Below are 19,079 nucleotides of genomic sequence, written 5' to 3'. Positions count from 1 at the left end.
AGGAGCACCACCGTGACCCACCACCCCGAAACCGGCGCCGGCGATCCCGGAGCCGAACCGATCGCGATCGTCGGACTCGACGTGCGCGTGCCCGGCGCGCGGGACGCGCACCAGTTCTGGCGCAACCTCGTCGACGGCGTCGAGTCGATCGTGCCCGCCACGCGCGAGGAGATGATCGCCCGCGGTGCTTCACCGGACACAGTGGACGATCCGAGCTGGGTGAACGCCACCGCCGTGGTCGATGGCTTCGACGAGTTCGACGCCGAACTGTTCGGCATGACCAGCCGTGAGGCCGAGATCACCGATCCGCAGCATCGGCTGTTCCTCCAGTCGTGCCACGCGGCGCTGACCGACGCGGGCTACGACCCGGCCCGGTTCAGCGGCGCGATCGGCGTCTACGGCGGATCCGGGGGCACCGGATACCTGACCGAGAACCTGATGCGCAACGAGCGGCTCCTCGCCTCGCAGCACGGCGGTATCGGCATCTCGACCGGCAACCAGCCGAGCTACCTGACGACGTCGGTGTCGTACAAGCTCAACCTGCGCGGCCCGAGCCTCGCGGTGTTCACCGCCTGCTCGACGTCCCTCGTCGCGGTCCACCTGGCCTGCGAGGCGCTGCGCAACGGTGAGTGCGACATGGCGCTGGCCGGCGGGGTCAACGTCGAGATGCCGCACGGCGTCGGCTACATGGGCGTCGACGGCTTCACCTCGCCGGACGGCCACGTCCGCGCGTTCGACGCCGGAGCCAACGGCACGGTCTGGAGCAGCGGCGTCGGTGTCGTGCTGGTGAAACGGCTGTCGCAGGCGATCGAGGACGGCGACCACATCCGCGGTGTCGTGCTGGGCAACGCGATCAACAACGACGGCGCGACCAAGGTCGGCTTCTCGGCGCCCAGCATGTCCGGGCAGACCGAGGCGGTCGCGCAGGCCGTCGGCATGGCCGGTGTCGACCCGCGCACCATCGGCTACGTCGAGGCGCACGGCACCGGCACCGCGCTGGGCGATCCGATCGAGATCACCGCACTGTCCACTGTGTACGGAAACGGGGCCGTGGACACCGGATGGTGCGCGATCGGCTCGGTGAAGTCCAACATCGGCCACCTGTCGCAGGCGGCGGGTGTGGTCTCGCTGATCAAGGCCGTGCTCGTCATGGAGCACGGCCTGATCCCGCCGACCATCAACTACCACGAACCCAACCCGGGTATCGACTTCCCGGCGAGCCCGTTCTACCCGGCGCGTGTGGTGACGAAGTGGGAGGCGGGCCAGGCGCCGCGGCGCGCGGGCGTCAGCTCGTTCGGCGTCGGCGGCACCAACGCGCATGTCGTCCTGGAGGAGGCGCCGGTATTGCAGCGATTCCCGACGCCGCACCCGGCGCACCTGCTGCGGGTGTCGGCCAACACCGAGGAGGCGCTCTCGGCCGCGGTCGACCGGCTGGCCGACCGGCTCGCCGGGGACGTCGACCTCGATCTCGCCGACGTGGCCCACACCCTGGCCGCCGGGCGCACCGAGTACCCGCATCGCGCGGTCGTCGTCGCCCGTGACCTGGAGGACGCGGTCGACGGGCTGCGCGACTCCCGGCGCCTCGTGTCCGGGCGGGCCGGGGAGACGAACGTGGCGTTCCTCTTCCCCGGGCAGGGTTCCCAGTACGCCGGGATGGGCGCCGAACTGTACGACGCCGAGCCGGTGTTCGCCGCGGCCGTCGACGAGTGTCTGCGGCTGCTCGAACCCGGGCTGCCGGAGCTGCGTGACCTGATCTTCGGGCGCGGTGGCGAGCAGGCGCTGAGGGAAACCCGCGTGACCCAGCCCGCGCTGTTCGTCGTCGAGTACGCGCTGGCGACGCTGTGGCAGAGCTGGGGCGTGCGGCCCGCGGCGATGATCGGCCACTCGGTCGGCGAGTACGTCGCCGCCACCGTCGCCGGGGTCTTCACCCTGCCGGACGCGCTGAACCTGGTCGCCACGCGCGGCCGCCTGATGCAGTCGATGCCCGCCGGGGCGATGCTGGCCGTCCAGCTCGACGAGGAAAGCGTCGCCACGCGGCTGCCGGGCACGCTCGCGATCGCCGGAGTGAACGGGCCCGGCACGTGCGTCGTAGCCGGGCCGTCCGACGAGGTCGCGGAGTTCGCGGCCACGCTCAAGGCCAGCGGCGTCCAGTGCCGCGAGCTGGTGACGTCGCACGCGTTCCACTCGCCGATGATGGACCCGATCCTCGCCGAGTTCACCGAGGCCGTCGCCGCCGTCGCCCGTACCGCGCCCGCGCTCCCGTTCCTGTCGAACGTCACCGGCGAGTGGATCACCGACACGCAGGCCACCGATCCCGCCTACTGGGCCTCGCACCTGCGTCAGGCCGTCCGGTTCGGCGACTGCGTCAAGAACCTGTTCGCCAGAGGCGGACGGTGGGCGCTCGTCGAATGCGGTCCGGGGCATCAGCTGTCCGGGCTGTCCCGCGGCCAGGTGCCGAAGGGGATGCCCGCGCCGCAGCCGAGCCTGCCGGGCCGCAACGAGCGCATCGGCGACGTCGAAACCCTGTACGGCGCGGCCGGTCTCTTGTGGACGAACGGGGTTTCCCTGGAACCGCGGACGTTCGGCGCGCCGGGGCGGCGAGTGCCGCTGCCCGGCTACCCCTACGCGCGCAAGCGGTACTGGGTCGACCCGGATCCGGTGACGGCGAACCAGCCCGTGCGGTCGAGCGGTCCGCTGCCGCTGTCCGAATGGTTCGCGGTCCCGGCGTGGCGGCAGGCGGAGCCGGACCTGAGACGCGAGCCTTTCGCCAACGCGCTCGTCTTCGCGGCCGACGACGTCCTGCCCGGCTTGCTGCGCGACGCGGGTGTGACGGTCACCGAAGTGCGGCCCGGCGACGGATTCGCCGCGACGGAGACCGGATTCACCGTCCGGCCCGGCGCGCGCGAGGATTACGACGCGCTCGTGGCCGCGCTCCCCACCCGGCCGGAACGGGTCGTCCACGCCTGGGCGCTGGCCGGGGACGAGCGCGGCATGGCCGCCCAGGACCACGGGTTCTTCAGCCTGCTGAATCTTGTCCAGGCCTGGGGCGAGCCGGTGCGGATCGACGTGCTGAGCACCGGCACCGCCGATGTCACCGGTAGCGATCTGACCCGGCCCGAGCACGCGACCCTGGCCGGTATCGCCCGGGTGGTGCCGCTGGAGATGGCGGGCACCGTGGTGCGCCGGATCGACACCGATCGCCTGCAGGACACCATCGCCGAGCTGTTCCGCCCGGCCGGCGCGGCGGCCGAGGTCGCGCTGCGGGCCGGTCGCCGCTGGGTGCTGGACTACACGCAGCTCGAACTGCCCGCGTCCGCCGAGCCGGTGCTGCGCGACGGCGGCCGGTACCTGATCACGGGCGGGACCGGCGGCATCGGCATCACGCTCGCCGAGGATCTCGCCCGCCGGGTGCGGGCGAAGCTCGTGCTGCTCACCCGCGCCGGGTTGCCGCCGCGGTCGGAGTGGGACGCGCACCTCGCCGCGCACGGCGGCACCGACCGCGCCGGACGCGCGATGCTCGCCGTGCGGCGGATGGAGGCCGCGGGCGCGGAGGTGCGCGTCGTCGCCGCCGACGTCACCGACGCGGCGGGCCTGCGCGAGGTGCGTGAGCTGGCCGAACGCGAGTTCGGCGGTCTCGACGGGATCGTGCACGCCGCCGGGCTGCCCGGCGGCGGCGTCGCCGAGGTGAAGGAGCGGGCCGCGGCCGAGGCCGTGCTGGCCCCGAAGATCGCCGGGACACTGGCGCTGGCCGAGGCGCTCGCCGACCTGCCGATGGACTTCGTCGCGCTGTGCTCGTCGATCACCGCGGCGGTGGGCGGCATCGGGCAGGTCGACTACTGCGCCGCCAACAACTTCCTCGACGCCTACGCGCGGGGCGGCCACGGCTGGCGGGCGCGGCTCGTCTCGCACGCTTGGGGTGGCTGGGACGAGGTCGGCATGGCCGCGGAGGTGGCCGCGCCGACCACGATCCGCACCGCCCGGTCGCGGGCGGTCGGCGCCGTCGAACACCCCGTGCTCACCACGCGTTCCGAGGACGGCGCGCACGGGCTCGTCTCGGCGGCCACGCACTGGCTGCTCGACGAGCACCGGATCGCCGGGGTGCCGGTGGTTCCGGGGACGGGACACCTGGAGACCGTCCGCGCGGCGGTGGCCGCGGCACTGCCGAAGCCCGGTGACGGACACGTCGTCGAGCTGCGGGACGTCGCGTTCCTGGAGCCGTTCGGTGTCCCGGACGGCGCCACCGCGGAGTACCGCGTGGAGTTCGACGGCGACGACTTCACCGTGACCAGCCACATCGCCGGCGCGAGCCGGACCCACGTGCGCGGATCCGCCGGCTGGGTCGCGGCCGAGCCGGTGTCCACCGTGGACATCGCGGCGGTGACCGGGCGGACCGAGCCGGTCGAGGACGGGCACGGCTTCGGTGCCGGACGCACCAGCATGGTCACCTTCGGCCCGCGCTGGGCGGCGTTGCGCGAACACCGCATCGGCGCGGAGGAGGAGCTGGCCACGATCACGGCTCCCGACGCGGCGGCGGGTGACATCGGCGCGTGGGGGCTGCACCCGGCGCTGCTGGACGTCGCGACCGCGTTCGGCCGCGGGCGGGGGAGCGGCACCTATCTGCCGATGAGCTACGGACGGATCGTCGTGCACGACGCGCTCCCGGCGAGTTTCCGCAGTCATCTGCGCTACCGCGACTCCGGCGGCGACCAGGTGGTGGCGGCCGACCTCTCGCTGTGCGACGAGACCGGCCGCGTCCTCGTCACGATCGAGGATTTCGTGCTGCGCCAGGTCGATCAGGCCGCTGTCGGCGGTGGCCTGACTTCGGCGTCCACTGTGGACACTATGGACACTGTGGGAACGTCGACCGGGATCCGGCCGGTGGACGGCGCCGAGGCGTTCGTCCGGGCGCTGGCCCCTGGCCTCGGCGGGCACGTGGTGATCACCACCCTGCCGGTGCGGGAGCTGATCGAGCGCCAGGTCGGTGCCGAGGAACTGGAGGAACCCGGCGAGACGGCGGTGGTGGTGTCGGAGGACGACTACGTCGCCCCGCGCACGGACCTGGAGGCCGAGATCGCCCGCCAGTGGACCGAGCTGCTCGGCGTGGAGAAGATCGGTGTGCACGACGACTTCTTCGCCCTCGGCGGGAACTCGCTGGTCGCCATCCAGCTCATCGCCCAGGTGCGGAAGGCGACCGGCACGCGGCTGGCGATGAAGACGCTGTTCGAAGCGTCCACAGTGGCCACTCTGGCCGAGCGGATCGAGGAGCTGCGCGCCGGCAAGGCCGAGGCGCCCGCCGAAGAACCCGCCCGGACCACCATCCCGAAGCTCGAGCGCTGAGAAGTGACTGTCATCGAGGACAAGACGAACGCGGCGTGTCCGGTCGCTCGCGTGCCCACCGGCCCCGGTGTCGCGAAAGCCACTTTCGGGACATCAGACGTCGCGAAAGTGGCTTTCGCGACACTTTCGAACCTCCGTCGCCCACGCCCCTCTGCTCGGCGCGGGCCGATGGGTCGACGGCGTTGTGAAAGCCACTTTCGCAACGTTGAAGGTTGCGGAAGTGGCTTTCACAACATCCGAAGCCGGCACACCGGTGAGCGAGCGGCACATCTTCGCCTTGCCTCTCGCGAGCACTCCACCTTCGACAGACACTGAGAACAGGAAATCATGAGCGACACGAAGGAATGGACGTTCCCGGCCTCGTTCGGGCAGGAGCGGATCTGGCTGTCCGGCCAGCTCGACCCGGCGTCCCCGGTGTACAACCTGCACTGCCAGGCCCGTCTCGACCGCCCGCTGACCGCGGAGCAGTGGCGCGCCGCGCTCGGCGTCATCGTCGGGCGGCACGAGGCGCTGCGCACGTCGTTCCGCATGGAGGGCGGCGCCCTCGTGCAGGTGGTGCACGCCGAGGTCCCGATCGAGCCCGAGGTGCACGACCTGCGGGATCTGCCCGCGGACGCCCGCGAGGCCCGGCTCACCGAACTCGTCGGCGCCGTCACGCGAGAGGCCGTCCCGCTCGACTCGCCGCCGCCGTGGCGGGCCCAGGTGTGCCGGACGGCCGACGACGAGTGGGTGCTCACGTTCGTCGTGCACCACACGGTGTTCGACGCCGGTTCGGTGCTGGTGCTGGGCAAGGAGCTGGGCGAGGCGTGCGACGCCGTGTTCGAGGGCCGCGAGCCGAAGCTGCCCGAGCTGGCCATCCAGTACCCGGACTACTCCGCCTGGCAGCGTGGGCAGCTCGAAACGTCCACCGAACAGCTGGACTACTGGCGCGAGCAGCTCGCCGGGTCGCCGCCGGTGCACGGCCTGCCCACCGACCGGCCGCGGCCGTCGGAGCTGACGTTCGCCGGCGACCAGGTGTACTTCGCCCTCCCGGACGGTCTGATCGACCGGGTCGGCGAGCTGAGCCGGGAGCTGTCGGCGTCGCCGTTCATGGTGCTGCTGGCCGGCTACGCGGCACTGCTGTCGCGACTGTCCAGAGCGGACGACATCGTCGTCGGCGTCCCGGTCGCCGGCCGCGACCTGCCGGAGCTGGCCGACCTGATCGGCATGTTCGTCAACCAGATGGCCGTGCGCGTCGACTGCTCGGGCGCGCCCGCGTTCACCGAGCTGGTCGGCCGGGTCCGGACCACGCTGCTGGAGGCGATCGACCACAGCCAGGTGCCGTTCCAGGCGGTCGCCGAGGCGGTCGGGGCCGAGCGCGATCCCGGCGTGCAGGCGCTGTACCAGCTCGGGTTCAACTTCCTGCCCGACTCGGGGCTGGAGCCGATCCGGTCGGCCACCGCGAAGGACGACATCGCGATCGACCTGACCGCCGTGGACGGCAGGCTCGTCTACCGCACCGACCTGTTCGACCGTGAGACCGCGGAAGCCATCGCCGAGCGGTACGTGCGGCTTCTGACCGCGGCGGTCGCCGATCCGGCTCAGCCGGTCTCGGACCTGCCACTGCTTTCCGACGCCGAGCGTGAGCTGGTCCTGAACGGCTGGAACCCACTGTCCACTCCGGAAACAAGCACGGTGCACGCCCGGTTCGAGGACCAGGCACGGCGGACTCCGGACGCGCCCGCCGTCGACTTCGGCGGGGTTCGCCTGACGTACGCCGAGCTGAACACGCGAGCCAACCGCGTCGCACACCGGCTGCGCGAGCTGGGCGCCGGTCCGGGCACCGTCGTCGGCGTCTGTGTGCCGAACTCGGCGGATCTGCTGACCGGCGTGCTCGGGGTGCTGAAGAGCGGCGCGGCCTACGTCCCGCTCGACCCGGCCAACCCGGCTCCCCGGCAGGCAGTGATCCTCGCCGACGCGGGCGTCCCGTTCGTGCTCGTCACTGGCGAGTCCACAGTGGACACCAAGACGCTGGCACTGGACGACCCGGCCGAGTGGTCCGCCGCAGCCTCCGAAAACCCGGAACCCCTGGCAGGGCCGGGCGACGTCGCCTATGTGATCTACACGTCGGGCTCGACCGGGCGGCCCAAGGGCGTCGAGGTCGAGCACCGGGCCGTCGACACGTATCTGGGTTGGGCGCGTGAGGCGTACCCCGGCCTGGCCGGACGGGCGTTGCTGCACACGTCGGCGTCGTTCGACCTCACCGTGACGACGGTGCTCGGCACCCTCACCGCCGGGGGCGCGGTGGTCGATGGCGGCCGGCCGACGTTCGTCAAGGCGACCCCGACGCACCTCGCGGTCCTCGCCGAGGAGCTGTTCCCGACGGGCGAGCTGGTGCTCGGCGGTGAAGCGCTGACCGCCGAAACCGTTCAGCCGTGGCGGGACCGGCACCCCGGGACGCTGGTCGTCAACGAATACGGCCCGACCGAGGCCACGGTCGGCTGCGTCGTGCACCGGATCGAGCCCGGGGAGGCCTTGCCGTCCGGACCCGTCTCGATCGGCCGCCCGGCGCCCGGCACCCGCGTGTACGTCCTCGACGAGCGGCGGCAGCCGGTGCCTCCGGGTGTCCCGGGCGAACTGTACGTCGCCGGGCCGCAGCTCGCCCGCGGCTACCTCGGGCTGCCGGACGTGACCGCCGAAAAGTTCACCGAGGGTCCGTCCGGCCGGATGTACGCGACCGGCGACCTCGTCCGGTGGCGTCGCGACGGCACACTCGACTACCTGGGCCGCATCGACGAGCAGGTGAAGCTGCGCGGCTACCGCATCGAGCCCGGCGAGGTCGAAGCGGCGCTGCGCGAACTGCCGGAGGTGCGGGACGCGGCCGTGGCGGTCCGCGGCGACGCGCTCGTCGGCTACGTCGTCGGCAGCACCGACGGCGCGGCCGAAGCACTGCGGAAGACGTTGCCGGAGTACCTGGTGCCGACCCGGTTCGTGGCGCTGGACGCGCTGCCGATGGCGGCCAGCGGCAAACTCGACCGGGCCGCGCTGCCTGATCCCGAACCCGGCGAGGCACCGGCGTACGTCGCACCCAGGACCGCGGCCGAAGAGCTCGTCGCCGAGGTGCTCGGGGAGCTGCTCGGTATCGACGACCTCGGCGCGCACGACGACTTCTTCGCCCGTGGCGGCAACTCGCTGCTGGCGATCCGCGCGATGGCCAGGATCCGCAAGCAGGTCGAAGTCGACATCCCGGTGCGTGGCCTGTTCACCCTGACCACGGTCGCCGGGCTGGCCGCCGAGATCGAACGGCGGCTCGAGGAAGACCTCGACCAGCTCAGCGACGAAGAGGTCCAGCGTCAGCTGGCCGAAGGCGGGAACTCATGACCGCGATCGACGAAACCAGCGCGGCCGCGCGCCGCGCCCTGCTCGAACGACGGCTGCGACGGCGCGCGGAACCGGCCGCGACCATCACCCCGCGTCCCGCCGATGCCGTCGTACCGCTGTCGTATCAGCAGGAACGCGTCTGGTTCATGGAGCAGTTCGCGCCGGGCACCGGGTCGTACCACATCCCGGTGCCGATCCGGCTGACCGGCAGGCTCGACGTCACCGCGCTCCAGTCCGCTTTGGACACTTTGCCCGCGCGGCACGAGGCGCTCCGGATGCGGTTCCCGGAAGGGGAGGACGGGCAGCCGACCGTCCACATCGAACCTTCGGTCACGGTTGGCCTGTCCATGGTGGACGCCGGAAGCGAAGAAGCGGCCCGTGCCGCGGTCGACGCCGCCGCGGCCGAGACGTTCGACCTGGCCTCGGGTCCGCTGCTGCGGGCGACGCTGGCCCGGGTGTCCGACGAGGAACACCTGCTGGTCCTGTGCACGCACCACATCGTCGGCGACGGCTGGTCGGTCGACCTGCTGCTGCGGGACCTCGCCGCGCAGTACCACGCCCTGAGCACCGACGGCACGGCCGAGCTGCCCGAGCTGAGCATCGGGTACGGCGACTTCGCGCACTGGCAGCGCCGTACGCTCACCGGCGGCGAACTCGACCGGCAACTGGAGCACTGGAAGGCGCAGCTCGCCGGGGTCGAGCCCTTGGAGCTGCCCACCGACCGGCCCCGGCCGGCCAAGCAGAGCTTCGACGGCGAGATCCACGAGTTCTTCGTCGAGCGCGATCTCGCCCGGGCCCTCGGCGAGCTGAGCCGCGAGCACGGGGTCACGCTGTTCATGACCCTGCTGGCCGCCTACCAGGTGCTGCTTTCGCGGTACTCGGGCCAGGACGACTTCGCGATCGGCTCGTCGTCGGCCGGGCGCGGCCTGCCCGAGCTGGAGGGCGTGGCGGGCATGTTCATCAACATGCTGCCGCTGCGTGCCCAGCTGGACGGCGACCCGACGTTCGCCGAACTGCTCGAACGGACCCGGCGGCACGTGCTGGACGCGTTCGAGCACGCCGACGTCCCGTTCGAGCGGCTGGTGAACGCGCTCGGCGTACCGCGTGACGTCAGCCGCTCGCCGGTGTTCCAGGCGATGTTCGTGCTGCAGAACTACGAGATGGGCCGGATGGGCGAGGCGGGCGAGTCCGAAGTGGACTTCCGCTGGCTGCCGATGGATCTGCCCGCGACCCGGTTCGACTTCGAATTCCATGCGATCGAGCTCGAACGTGGCCTGATCGGCAAGCTCGTGTACAACACCGCGCTGTTCACCGCCGACACGGTCGAGGGGATGGCCGGGCGGCTGGTCACGCTGCTGAGCTCGATCGTCGCCGACCCGGGTCGGCGATTGTCCGAAGTGGACATTCTCGACGACGTGCAGCGTGAACTCGTCCTGGAGCGCTGGAACGACACGACCACCGAGTTCCCGCAGACCACGCTGCACGCGTTGGTCGAGGAGCAGGCCGCCCGGACACCGGACGCGCCCGCCGTGACCTTCCGCGGCACGTCGCTGACCTACCGCGAACTGGACGAGCGGGCCAACCGGCTCGCGCACCGGCTGCGTGGCCTCGGTGTGGGACCGGGCGTGCTCACCGGGGTGTTCGCGGAACGGTCTTTCGAGCTGGTCGTCGCGCTTCTCGGCGTGCTGAAGGCCGGTGGCGCGTACGTCCCGCTCGACCCGGAGTATCCGGCCGACCGGCTGGCGTTCATGCTGCGGGACGCGGCCGCGCCCGTCGTGCTGACGCAGGCGGCGTTGCGTGAAACGTTGCCGCCGGGGGACGCGACCGTCGTCGTCCTGGACGACCCTTCCGAGACAGCGGAGCAGCCGGGCACCCCGCCCGAAGCTCTCGCCGGCCCGGAAGACCCGGCGTACGTCATCTACACCTCGGGCTCGACCGGGCAGCCGAAAGGCGTACCCAACGGTCACCGCGGCATCGTCAACCGGCTCGACTGGATGCAGCGCGCGTACCGCCTCGACGGCACCGATTCGGTCCTGCAGAAGACCCCGGCCGGGTTCGACGTGTCGGTCTGGGAGTTCTTCTGGCCGCTGATCACCGGTGCGCGGCTCGTGCTCGCCGAACCCGGCGGCCACAAGGACGCCGCGTACCTGCGTGAGCTGCTCGCGTCGGAAAACGTGACCACCGCGCACTTCGTGCCGTCGATGCTCACGCTTTTCCTGGCCGAACAAGGCGTCGAGACCTGCACCGCGCTGCGGCGGGTCGTGTGCAGCGGCGAGGAGCTGCCGCTCGACGCCGCCCGGGAGTTCGTCCGGCGGCTGCCGGGCTGCGAGCTGCACAACCTCTACGGCCCGACCGAAGCCGCCATCGACGTCACCTCCTGGCACTGCACGCCCGCCGCGCTCGCCGACGTCGCGTCGGTACCGATCGGGGCGCCGATCCAGAACATCCGGATCTACGTGCTCGATCGTGCCGGGCGGCCCTGCCCGGTCGGCGTGCCCGGTGAGCTGTACATCGCCGGCGTCGGCCTGGCCCTGGGGTACCACAACCGCCCGGAGCTGACGGCCGAGCGGTTCGTGGAGGACCCGTTCCACAGTGGACGGATGTACCGCACCGGAGACCTCGCGCACTGGCGCGCGGACGGGACGATCGCGTTCCTCGGCCGGATCGACCACCAGGTCAAACTGCGCGGCCTCCGCATCGAGCTGGGGGAGATCGAGACTACCCTGCGCGCCCAGCCGGACGTGCGCGACGCCGCCGTGATCGTCCGAGAGGACACGCCGGGGGACAAGCGGCTGGTCGGGTACGTCGTCGGCGACGCCGAGCCCGGCGCGCTGCGGACGGCGCTCAAGCAGAGCCTCCCGGACTACATGGTCCCGCCGTCGTTCGTCGCGCTCGACGAGCTGCCGCTCACCCCGAACGGAAAGCTCGACCGCAAGGCGCTGCCCGCGCCGGTCGCGTCCCGGGACGCGACCAAGGAACTGGTCGCGCCGTCGACCTCGGTCGAGACCCTGCTCGCCGAAATCTGGCGGGACGTGCTCAAGGTGGACGAGCTGGGCGTCGACGACGACTTCTTCGACCTCGGCGGCCATTCGATGCTGGCCACCCAGGTGGTGGCGCGGATCGGCAAGGCGGGCGCGGGTCAGGTCGGCGTCATGGACCTGTTCCAGCACCGCACGATCCGCGAGCTGGCGTCCTTCATGGACGGTGACGACGCCGACCGGCCGCGGCACCTGCTCTACGAGCTGACCAAGCCGGCCAAGCAGCGGACGCTGACCTACGTCTGCTTCCCCTACGGCGGCGGCAGTGCGATCGTCTACCAGCCCTTGGCCGATGCGCTCCCGGAGGGCTATTCGCTCTACTCGGTCGCCATCCCCGGCCACGACGTCGGCCTGTCCGAGGAGGCCCTGCCCTTCGACGACCTGGTCGAGCGGCTGGCCGACGAGATCCTCGACCGCATCGACGGTCCGCTGGCCATCTACGGCCACTGCGGTGTCGGCAACGCGCTCGCCGTCGCCGTCTCCCGGCTGCTCGAAGAACGCGGCCGCGAGCTGGAAGTCGTCTACATCGGCGCGATCTTCCCGTTCGCCCGGATGAAAGGCGCGGTGGGCACACTGCGCACGCGGCTGGAGAAGCTGCGCAGCAACCGGTACTACTCGAACTGGCTCAAGGGAATGGGCGTCGACACCGACGACCTCGACCCGGCGCAGGCCGATCGCATCATCACGAACATGCGCGCCGACAGCCGCGCCGCCGAGGAGTACTTCAGCGGCCTGCTCGACGCCCGCGTGGCCAAGCTGCGCGCGCCGATCGTGTCGGTGGTCGGCTCCGAGGATCCCGTCACCGACTTCTACGCCGAGCGGTACCGGGAATGGGAGTTCCTCACCGACACCACCGCGCTCGTGGTGCTCGACCAGGCAGGGCACTTCTTCCTGCGCTACCGGGCCGAAGAACTCGCGGAGATCGTCACGCGCGTGCACCCGGCGCTGGACGATCCCGGTGAGCTCGACGTCCGCGTGCGCGGCGAAGACGCGGGCTGGGCGGTGCACGAGACCCATCGGGCCACTGTGGACGAAAAGCCCGCGGTGCGACCGAGTATGGGCCGGTTCGTCACGATCACGATCGGGCAGCTGGTGTCCTCGACCGGCTCGGCGCTGACGTCGTTCGCGGTGCCGATCTGGCTCTACACCCGCACGGGCTCGGTCGCCGACCTCGGGCTGCTGTGGGCGCTCGCGCTGCTGTTCGGCGTGCTCGTCCTGCCGGTGGCGGGCGCGCTGGTCGACCGTGGTGACCGTCGGCGGATCATGATCGCGGCCAGCAGTATCGCGGGCGGGATCCAGCTGATACTGGCGTTGCTGCTGGTCACCGGGCATGTTCAGCTGTGGTTGTTCTACGTGCTGATCCCGCTCGGGTCGGTGGCCTCCTCATTCCAGCGCATCGCCTATCAATCGTCGGTGGCGCAGCTGGTGCCGAAGCAGTACCTCGGGCACGCGATGGGGCTCGCCCAGCTGTCCACCGGATTCGCCCAGCTGCTGATGCCGGTGATCGCGGCCGGGCTGCTCGCGACGATCCAGCTGTCCGGAATCCTGATCCTGGACATGGCGAGCTACGCGTTCGCGATCGTGGGCCTGCTGCTGGTGCGGTTCCCGGACGTGCTGGGCTGGCGCCCGCGCGAACCGCTGCTGACGGCGATCGCGGGCGGGCTGCGGTACTCGTGGAACCACCGCGGTTTCCGCACGATGCTGCTGTACTTCGCGCTGGCCAACGTCTTCCTCGCCCCGGCGCTGGTGCTGCTCTCGCCGCTCGTGCTGTCGTTCGGCTCGGTCACCGACGTGGCGAAGGTCGCGCTCGCCGAGGCCGTCGGCGCGGTGGCCGGCGGTATCGGGATGGCGCTGTGGGGCGGACCGCGGCACCGGCGGATGGTCGGCGTGCTCGTCGGCAACGTCGGGATCGCGCTCGGCAGCCTGGTGATGGGCCTGCGGCCGTCGCTGATCGTCGTCGCGGCCGGGGTGTTCCTCCTCGCCGCCGCGATGTCCGTGTCGCAGGGCATTTACGCGACGCTGGTGCAGGTCAAGGTGCCGCAGCGGTTCCACGGCCGGGTGTTCGCGATCAACCAGACCATCACGTGGTCGACGCTGCCGATCGGGTTCGCCGTGCTGGCGCCGCTGGCCGTCGGCTGGTTCTCGCCGTTGCTGGCGCCCGGCGGTGCGCTGACCGGGTCGGTCGGCGCCGTGCTCGGCACCGGCGAGACCCGGGGCATCGGGCTCGCCTACGTCGTCTTCGCGCTGATCCTGCTGCTGATCAACGTGGGCGGGTTCTCGATGCGGCTGCTGCGCCGGTTCGACACCGAAGTGCCCGATTCGCTGCCCGACGACCTGGTGGGGGCTCAGGAACGGGAGCGCAAGCTCGCGGGGAAGGAAGCCGCATGAGCACGGCTGTGCTGGTCAGGGAGGCTCGCGGGCACTGGGTCGGCGAGGTCGCGCCGTCGATGCGGGCGGCCGGGCACCGCGTCGTGCTGCTCGCCCCGCCGATGGACGCGGCCGAGCGTGCGTCGCTGGACGGCGTGGTGGACGACATCGTCGCGCTCGACGACGTCCACGACCCGGAAGCCGTCGCGGCGAAGGCCCGGGAGATCGGCGGCGGCGCGTTGGCCGGGATCTTCACCGGCTCGGACGGCGCCATCGCGAGTACCGCCCGCGCCGCGGAACTGCTCGGGGTGGCGCGCTGCCCGGCGTCGGTGTTCGCCTTGTGCGCGAACAAGTTCGCGGTCCGGGAGGCCCTTGCCGCGGCCGGGCTGCCCGGCCCCGCGTACGCCCTGATCTCCTCGGCCGCCGAAGCGGCGTCGGTCGCCGCGCTGGTCGGCTTCCCGGCGATCGTCAAACCGGTCAACGGGGCGGGCAGCAATCTCGTCCGTACGGTGTCCACTGTGGACGAGCTGGCGGCCGCGTACGAGCTGCTGGCCGCACGGTTGCCCGAGTCCGCGGATCCGCGCTACCACCGTCCCTTGGGGACACTGGACCCCTCGGTGACCTTTCTCGTCGAAGGGTTCCTGAGCGGTCCGGAGTACGCGGTGGACGTGCTCGTCCGCGACGGGGTGGCCGAACCGGTCGAGATTCTCGACAAACCGCTGATCGACGAGCGGAAGTTCGAGCTGGCGCTGTCGTGCCCGCCCGCCGGGCTCGCCGCCGACCGGGCCGAGCTGGTCACCGCGGTGGCCGTCGCCGCCGTCCGCGCGCTGGGGCTCGACAACACCTGTGCCCACGTCGAGCTGATCGACGACGTCGACCGCGGCCCGACGATCGTCGAGGTCAACGCGGGCAGGCCCGCCGGATCGATCATGCCGCTGCTGGCGAAGCTGCGCACCGGCATCGACGTGTTCGCCGAGCTGGCCGCGCTCGCGATGGGCGATCCGCCACCGGTGCGGGAACCCGCGAAACTGCCGATCCCGCTGGGCATGCTGATCCTTTACGCGGCCGGTTCGGGCCGGTTGACCGGTATCGGCGGGCTCGACGAGATCGCCGACCTGCCCGAGGTGATCGACGTCGTCACCACGGTCTCGCCGGGGCAGGTGCTCACCGACGAACAAGAGATCTACGCGGTCAACCTCGTCGTGGCCGGGTTCGCCGATCACGACGACCTCGCCGCCCTGCACGCGGAGGCGAGCAAGCTCGTCCGGCTGGAACTGGAGGAAGTGTGAGCACCGCGTTCGTGGTCTGCGAGACCGCAGGCCAGTGGATCGCCGACTTCGTGAGCGCCATACGCGCGAACGGACCGAGGGTCGAGCTGGTCACGCAACCCCTGGAGCCGGCCGAGCTGGCACAGATGGCGGAACTGGTGGACGGCGTCGTCGTCGTCGACGACGTCCGTGACGCCGAAGCCGTGGCCGCGGCGATCCGGGAGCGGACCGCGAGTCCGGCCGGGGTGATGACCGCCGCCGAAGGGATCATCGCGAGCGTCGCCCGCGCGGCCGAGCTGCTCGGTGTCGTGCGCTGCCCGGCGTCGGTGTTCACCTTGGCGCACAACAAGTTCGCGGTCCGGCAAGCGCTGGCCGCCGCCGGATTACCGGGCCCGCGCTGCGCGTTGATCTCGGCCGAGTCCGAGGCGGCGTCGGTGGCTTCGGCGGTGGGGCTCCCGGCGATCGTCAAGCCGGTGAACGGCGCGGCGAGCAATCTCGTGCGCACCGTGTCCACTGTGGACGAACTGGCGGCGGCGTACCGGCTGCTGGCCGAGCGGTTGCCGCTGTCGGAGGACGCCCGGTACCACCGGCTCGTCGGGTCGATCGACCCGCTGAAGGTGTTCCTCGTGGAGGGCCTGCTGCGTGGGCCGGAATACGCGGTCGACGTCCTGGTGCGCGACGGCGTCGCGGAACCGGTGGCCGTGGTGGAGAAGCCGCTGATCGACGAGCGCAAATTCGAGCTGGGCATGGTCTGTCCGCCGCTCGAACTGTCCGAAAAGGACACCGAGCGGCTGTTCGCGGCGGCGACGGCCGCCGCGCTCGCGCTGGGCCTGGACAACACCTGCGCGCATCTGGAGCTGATCGACGACGCCGAGCTGGGCGCGACGATCGTGGAGGTGAACGCGGGCCGCCCGGCCGGTGGCGCCCAGCCGGTGCTGCTGAAGCTCGCGACCGGCATCGACGTCATCGCCGAGGCCGTTTCGCTGGCACTGGGCACGCCGCCGCCCGCGCGAGGTGCGGGCCTGCCGGTGCCGGTGGGCTACCTGATCTTCTACGCCGAGGGCACCGGGCGGCTGGTCCGCGTCGACGGCACCGGCGAGGTCGCCGACCTGCCCGAGGTCCTGGAGGTCGTCACGATCGTGCGCCCCGGCCAGGTGCTCACCGACGACCAGGAGATCTACGCGGTGAACGTGCTCGCCGCGGGGTTCGCCGACACCGAAGACCTCGCCGCGCTGCACGCCGAGGCCGCCAAGCTGATCCGATTCGAACTGGAGGAGTCATGACCGCCGAACTCACGGCGAACCTCGGTCACGTCGAGGGCAACGACCACACGAAGATCACCGTGTACGCGGCCACAGGCCTGGACTGGGTGCGCGCGCACCGCGAAACGCTGCAGGACCGGCTGCGCGAGCACGGCGCGATCCTGCTGCGCGGGATGCCCGCCGACCTGACGGTGTTCAACCAGATCACCGAAGAGGTCGGCGGCTTGCTGCTGACGTACACGGAGCGGTCGACGCCGCGTTCGGCGGTCTCGGGCAACATCTACACCTCGACGGAGTACCCGCCCGCCGAGTCGATCCCGATGCACAACGAGAACTCGTACTCTGCGCACTGGCCGGACCGCCTGTTCTTCCTGTGCGACAAGGCGGCCGAAACCGGCGGCGCGACGCCGATCGCGGACAGCCGCGCGCTGTACCGCCTGCTGCCGGAGGATCTGCGCGAGCGGTTCGCGGGCGGCGTCACCTACACGCGGGCGTTCCGCGAGGGCCTCGGCCTGACCTGGCAGGAGGCGTTCCAGACCGACGACCGCCAGGTGGTGGAGGACTACTGCGCTGCCAACGGGCAGACGTTCGAGTGGACCGACGAAGGCCTGCGGACGCGGCACGTGCGCCCGTCCTTCGTCGAGGAACCGCATACCGGCGCGATGGTGTGGTTCAACCAGGCCAACCTGTTCCACGTGTCGAGCCTGGGGGAGGAGGTCAGCGAGGCGCTGCTGGAGCTGTACCCCGTGGAAGACCTGCCCCGCAACGCTTTCTTCGCCGACGGCGCACCGATCCCGCAGGCGGACCTGGACGCGATCAAGGCGGCGTACGACGAGGTCAGCTACGCCTTCCCGTGGCAGCCGGGTGACATCATGGTGATCAACAACATGCTGATGGCACATGGGCGCGAGCCGTTCACGGGTACGCGTCGGACGCTGGTCGCGATGACCTGAGCTTCGTCCTCCGGCCTCAGGGTCGGATGCGGGCTGCGATCGTGTCGCGAAAGCCACTTTCGGGACATCAGACGTCGCGAAAGTGGCTTTCGCGACGCGTCGGGCCAGACGGCACGCCGGAGAGGTGGTGAAGCGCCCCTTACCTACCCTGGTTGACCGAGTTGAACAGTACGTGAAGGCCCCCTTCATTGCGCCTAGCGCAATGAAGGGGGCCTTCACGTACTCCGACCAACCGAACGACGCGAGACCACGACCACTTCCCGCGGATGCCACAGCCAGAGTCACCCCGCCCTGGCATTGACCTTCAGCGTTGGCAAGGAGGCCTTCACCACCTAGGCGGATCACTTCGCAACACGCCACACTCGCCGAACCCGAGCTTCATTCCCGCCGGGCGGGCATCGTGACGACGAATCCCGTGCTGCGCCCCAGATCGTCCAGCAGCCAGCCCATCCGTTTGGCCGTCCGCAGGATCAGCGCCGAGTCGACGATCGACAGCGGGGCCAGGTCCTGTTCCAGATGTTCCTGCATCCGCATCGATTCCTCGATCGAACGCATCCAGGTGGTCACCAGCAGATTCGCCGGGCCGGGCAGGCTCGCGATCTGACGGATGGCCGGGTTGGCCCGCAGCCGGTCCACGCAGGTCGGCACGTGCGCGACGGGCACCTGGCACCACCAGTTGACGACGATCGGCGACGGGGTGAGCCCTTGCGCGATCTCGCAGCGGAACGTCAGTGCGTCGGCGGCGATCAGGTGACCGAGCTGGCGCCGGACGGTCGACACCGGGCGGCCGGTGAGCCGGGCGAGATCCGCGGCGGTACGGCGGCCGTCTTCGCCTAGTGCCGCGGTCAGCGCGGCGTACGGCTCCTGCCACGGCTGTAGTGCCGTTTGCCGTCCGCCTCCGCCACCGGACGGCGGCAGCTGCGACAACGCCTGCACACGCTCCCGGTCCAGCGCGCCCACCCGCCACGAGCTGCCTTCGACGTGCAGCCGCGACACGAGATGCGAACGGATGTTGAGGACGCCGGGAAGCCCCGGGATCGCGTCCAGCAGCAGCGTGGAGAGATCGTGCATGCCGAGGCCGAACACGGTCAGCACCAGGCTGTACTCGCGGGACGCCTCCTCGATGCTGACCACCGACGGCCAGGTGGACAGTTCGCCGATGAGTGCCCGGACCTGGCCGCTCGCGCAGCGGATCTCGACGTAGGCGGCCTGCACCCGTGACCGCCCGGGCACGCGTGGATACGCCGTCACCCAGGCGCCGCCTCCGTCGCGCAGCCGCTCCCACCGCCGCGCCAGCGTCACCGGCGACGAGCCGAGGGCGTCGCCCAGCTGCGCCCAGGTCGCCCGAGGGCGGAGTTGCAGAGCGTGGATGAGCGAAAAGTCCTCCTCATCCAGGGTATCGATCACCATTTGTGCTTCCAGGGCCCGATCGTTGAGCGATTCCGACAATTCTAGCGCGATATCGGACGCGGATTCGCACACTCGACGACCAAG

At 71.2% G+C, this 19,079-nt stretch carries 7 protein-coding genes; 6 read left to right on the top strand and 1 reads right to left on the bottom strand.

The genetic code is table 11. The annotated features are described in order from the left end of the window. Positions 1–12: 12 nt before the first annotated feature. The 6 genes from ACOCEP_RS35210 (at position 13) to ACOCEP_RS35185 (ending at position 17,585) form a co-directional block, all read left to right on the top strand. Positions 13–5,337, top strand: a complete 5,325-nt coding sequence (locus ACOCEP_RS35210) for a type I polyketide synthase (protein WP_482333815.1) — start codon at positions 13–15, stop codon at positions 5,335–5,337. Positions 5,338–5,664: 327 nt separating this feature from the next. After that, the gene (locus ACOCEP_RS35205; RefSeq protein ID WP_482333814.1) at positions 5,665–8,697 is read left to right on the top strand and encodes a non-ribosomal peptide synthetase; all 3,033 of its coding nucleotides are present in this window, start codon (positions 5,665–5,667) and stop codon (positions 8,695–8,697) included. Next, on the top strand, positions 8,694–14,123 hold the full coding sequence (locus ACOCEP_RS35200) for a non-ribosomal peptide synthetase/MFS transporter (RefSeq protein ID WP_482333812.1): 5,430 nt from the start codon (positions 8,694–8,696) through the stop codon (positions 14,121–14,123). Before ACOCEP_RS35205 ends, ACOCEP_RS35200 begins: the two co-directional genes overlap by 4 nt. Next, the gene (locus ACOCEP_RS35195; RefSeq protein WP_482333810.1) at positions 14,120–15,391 is read left to right on the top strand and encodes an ATP-grasp domain-containing protein; all 1,272 of its coding nucleotides are present in this window, start codon (positions 14,120–14,122) and stop codon (positions 15,389–15,391) included. Before ACOCEP_RS35200 ends, ACOCEP_RS35195 begins: the two co-directional genes overlap by 4 nt. Beyond that, entirely contained in the window at positions 15,388–16,653 is a 1,266-nt protein-coding gene (locus ACOCEP_RS35190; protein ID WP_482333808.1) for an ATP-grasp domain-containing protein, read from the top strand. The genes ACOCEP_RS35195 and ACOCEP_RS35190 overlap by 4 nt, the downstream gene beginning before the upstream one ends. After that, positions 16,650–17,585 carry a TauD/TfdA family dioxygenase gene (locus ACOCEP_RS35185; protein ID WP_482333807.1) on the top strand — a complete coding sequence of 312 codons (936 nt, stop codon included), beginning with the start codon at positions 16,650–16,652 and terminating at the stop codon, positions 17,583–17,585. The genes ACOCEP_RS35190 and ACOCEP_RS35185 overlap by 4 nt, the downstream gene beginning before the upstream one ends. 378 nt (positions 17,586–17,963) lie before the next feature. Here ACOCEP_RS35185 and ACOCEP_RS35180 read toward each other — a convergent pair whose 3' ends face one another. Further along, the gene (locus ACOCEP_RS35180; RefSeq protein ID WP_482333805.1) at positions 17,964–18,995 is read right to left on the bottom strand and encodes an AsnC family transcriptional regulator; all 1,032 of its coding nucleotides are present in this window, start codon (positions 18,993–18,995) and stop codon (positions 17,964–17,966) included. Between the last annotated feature and the right edge of the window lie 84 nt (positions 18,996–19,079).

It is taken from the genome of Amycolatopsis sp. CA-211722 (assembly GCF_056828465.1).
This window is presented reverse-complemented; position numbering and strand designations above follow the sequence as displayed.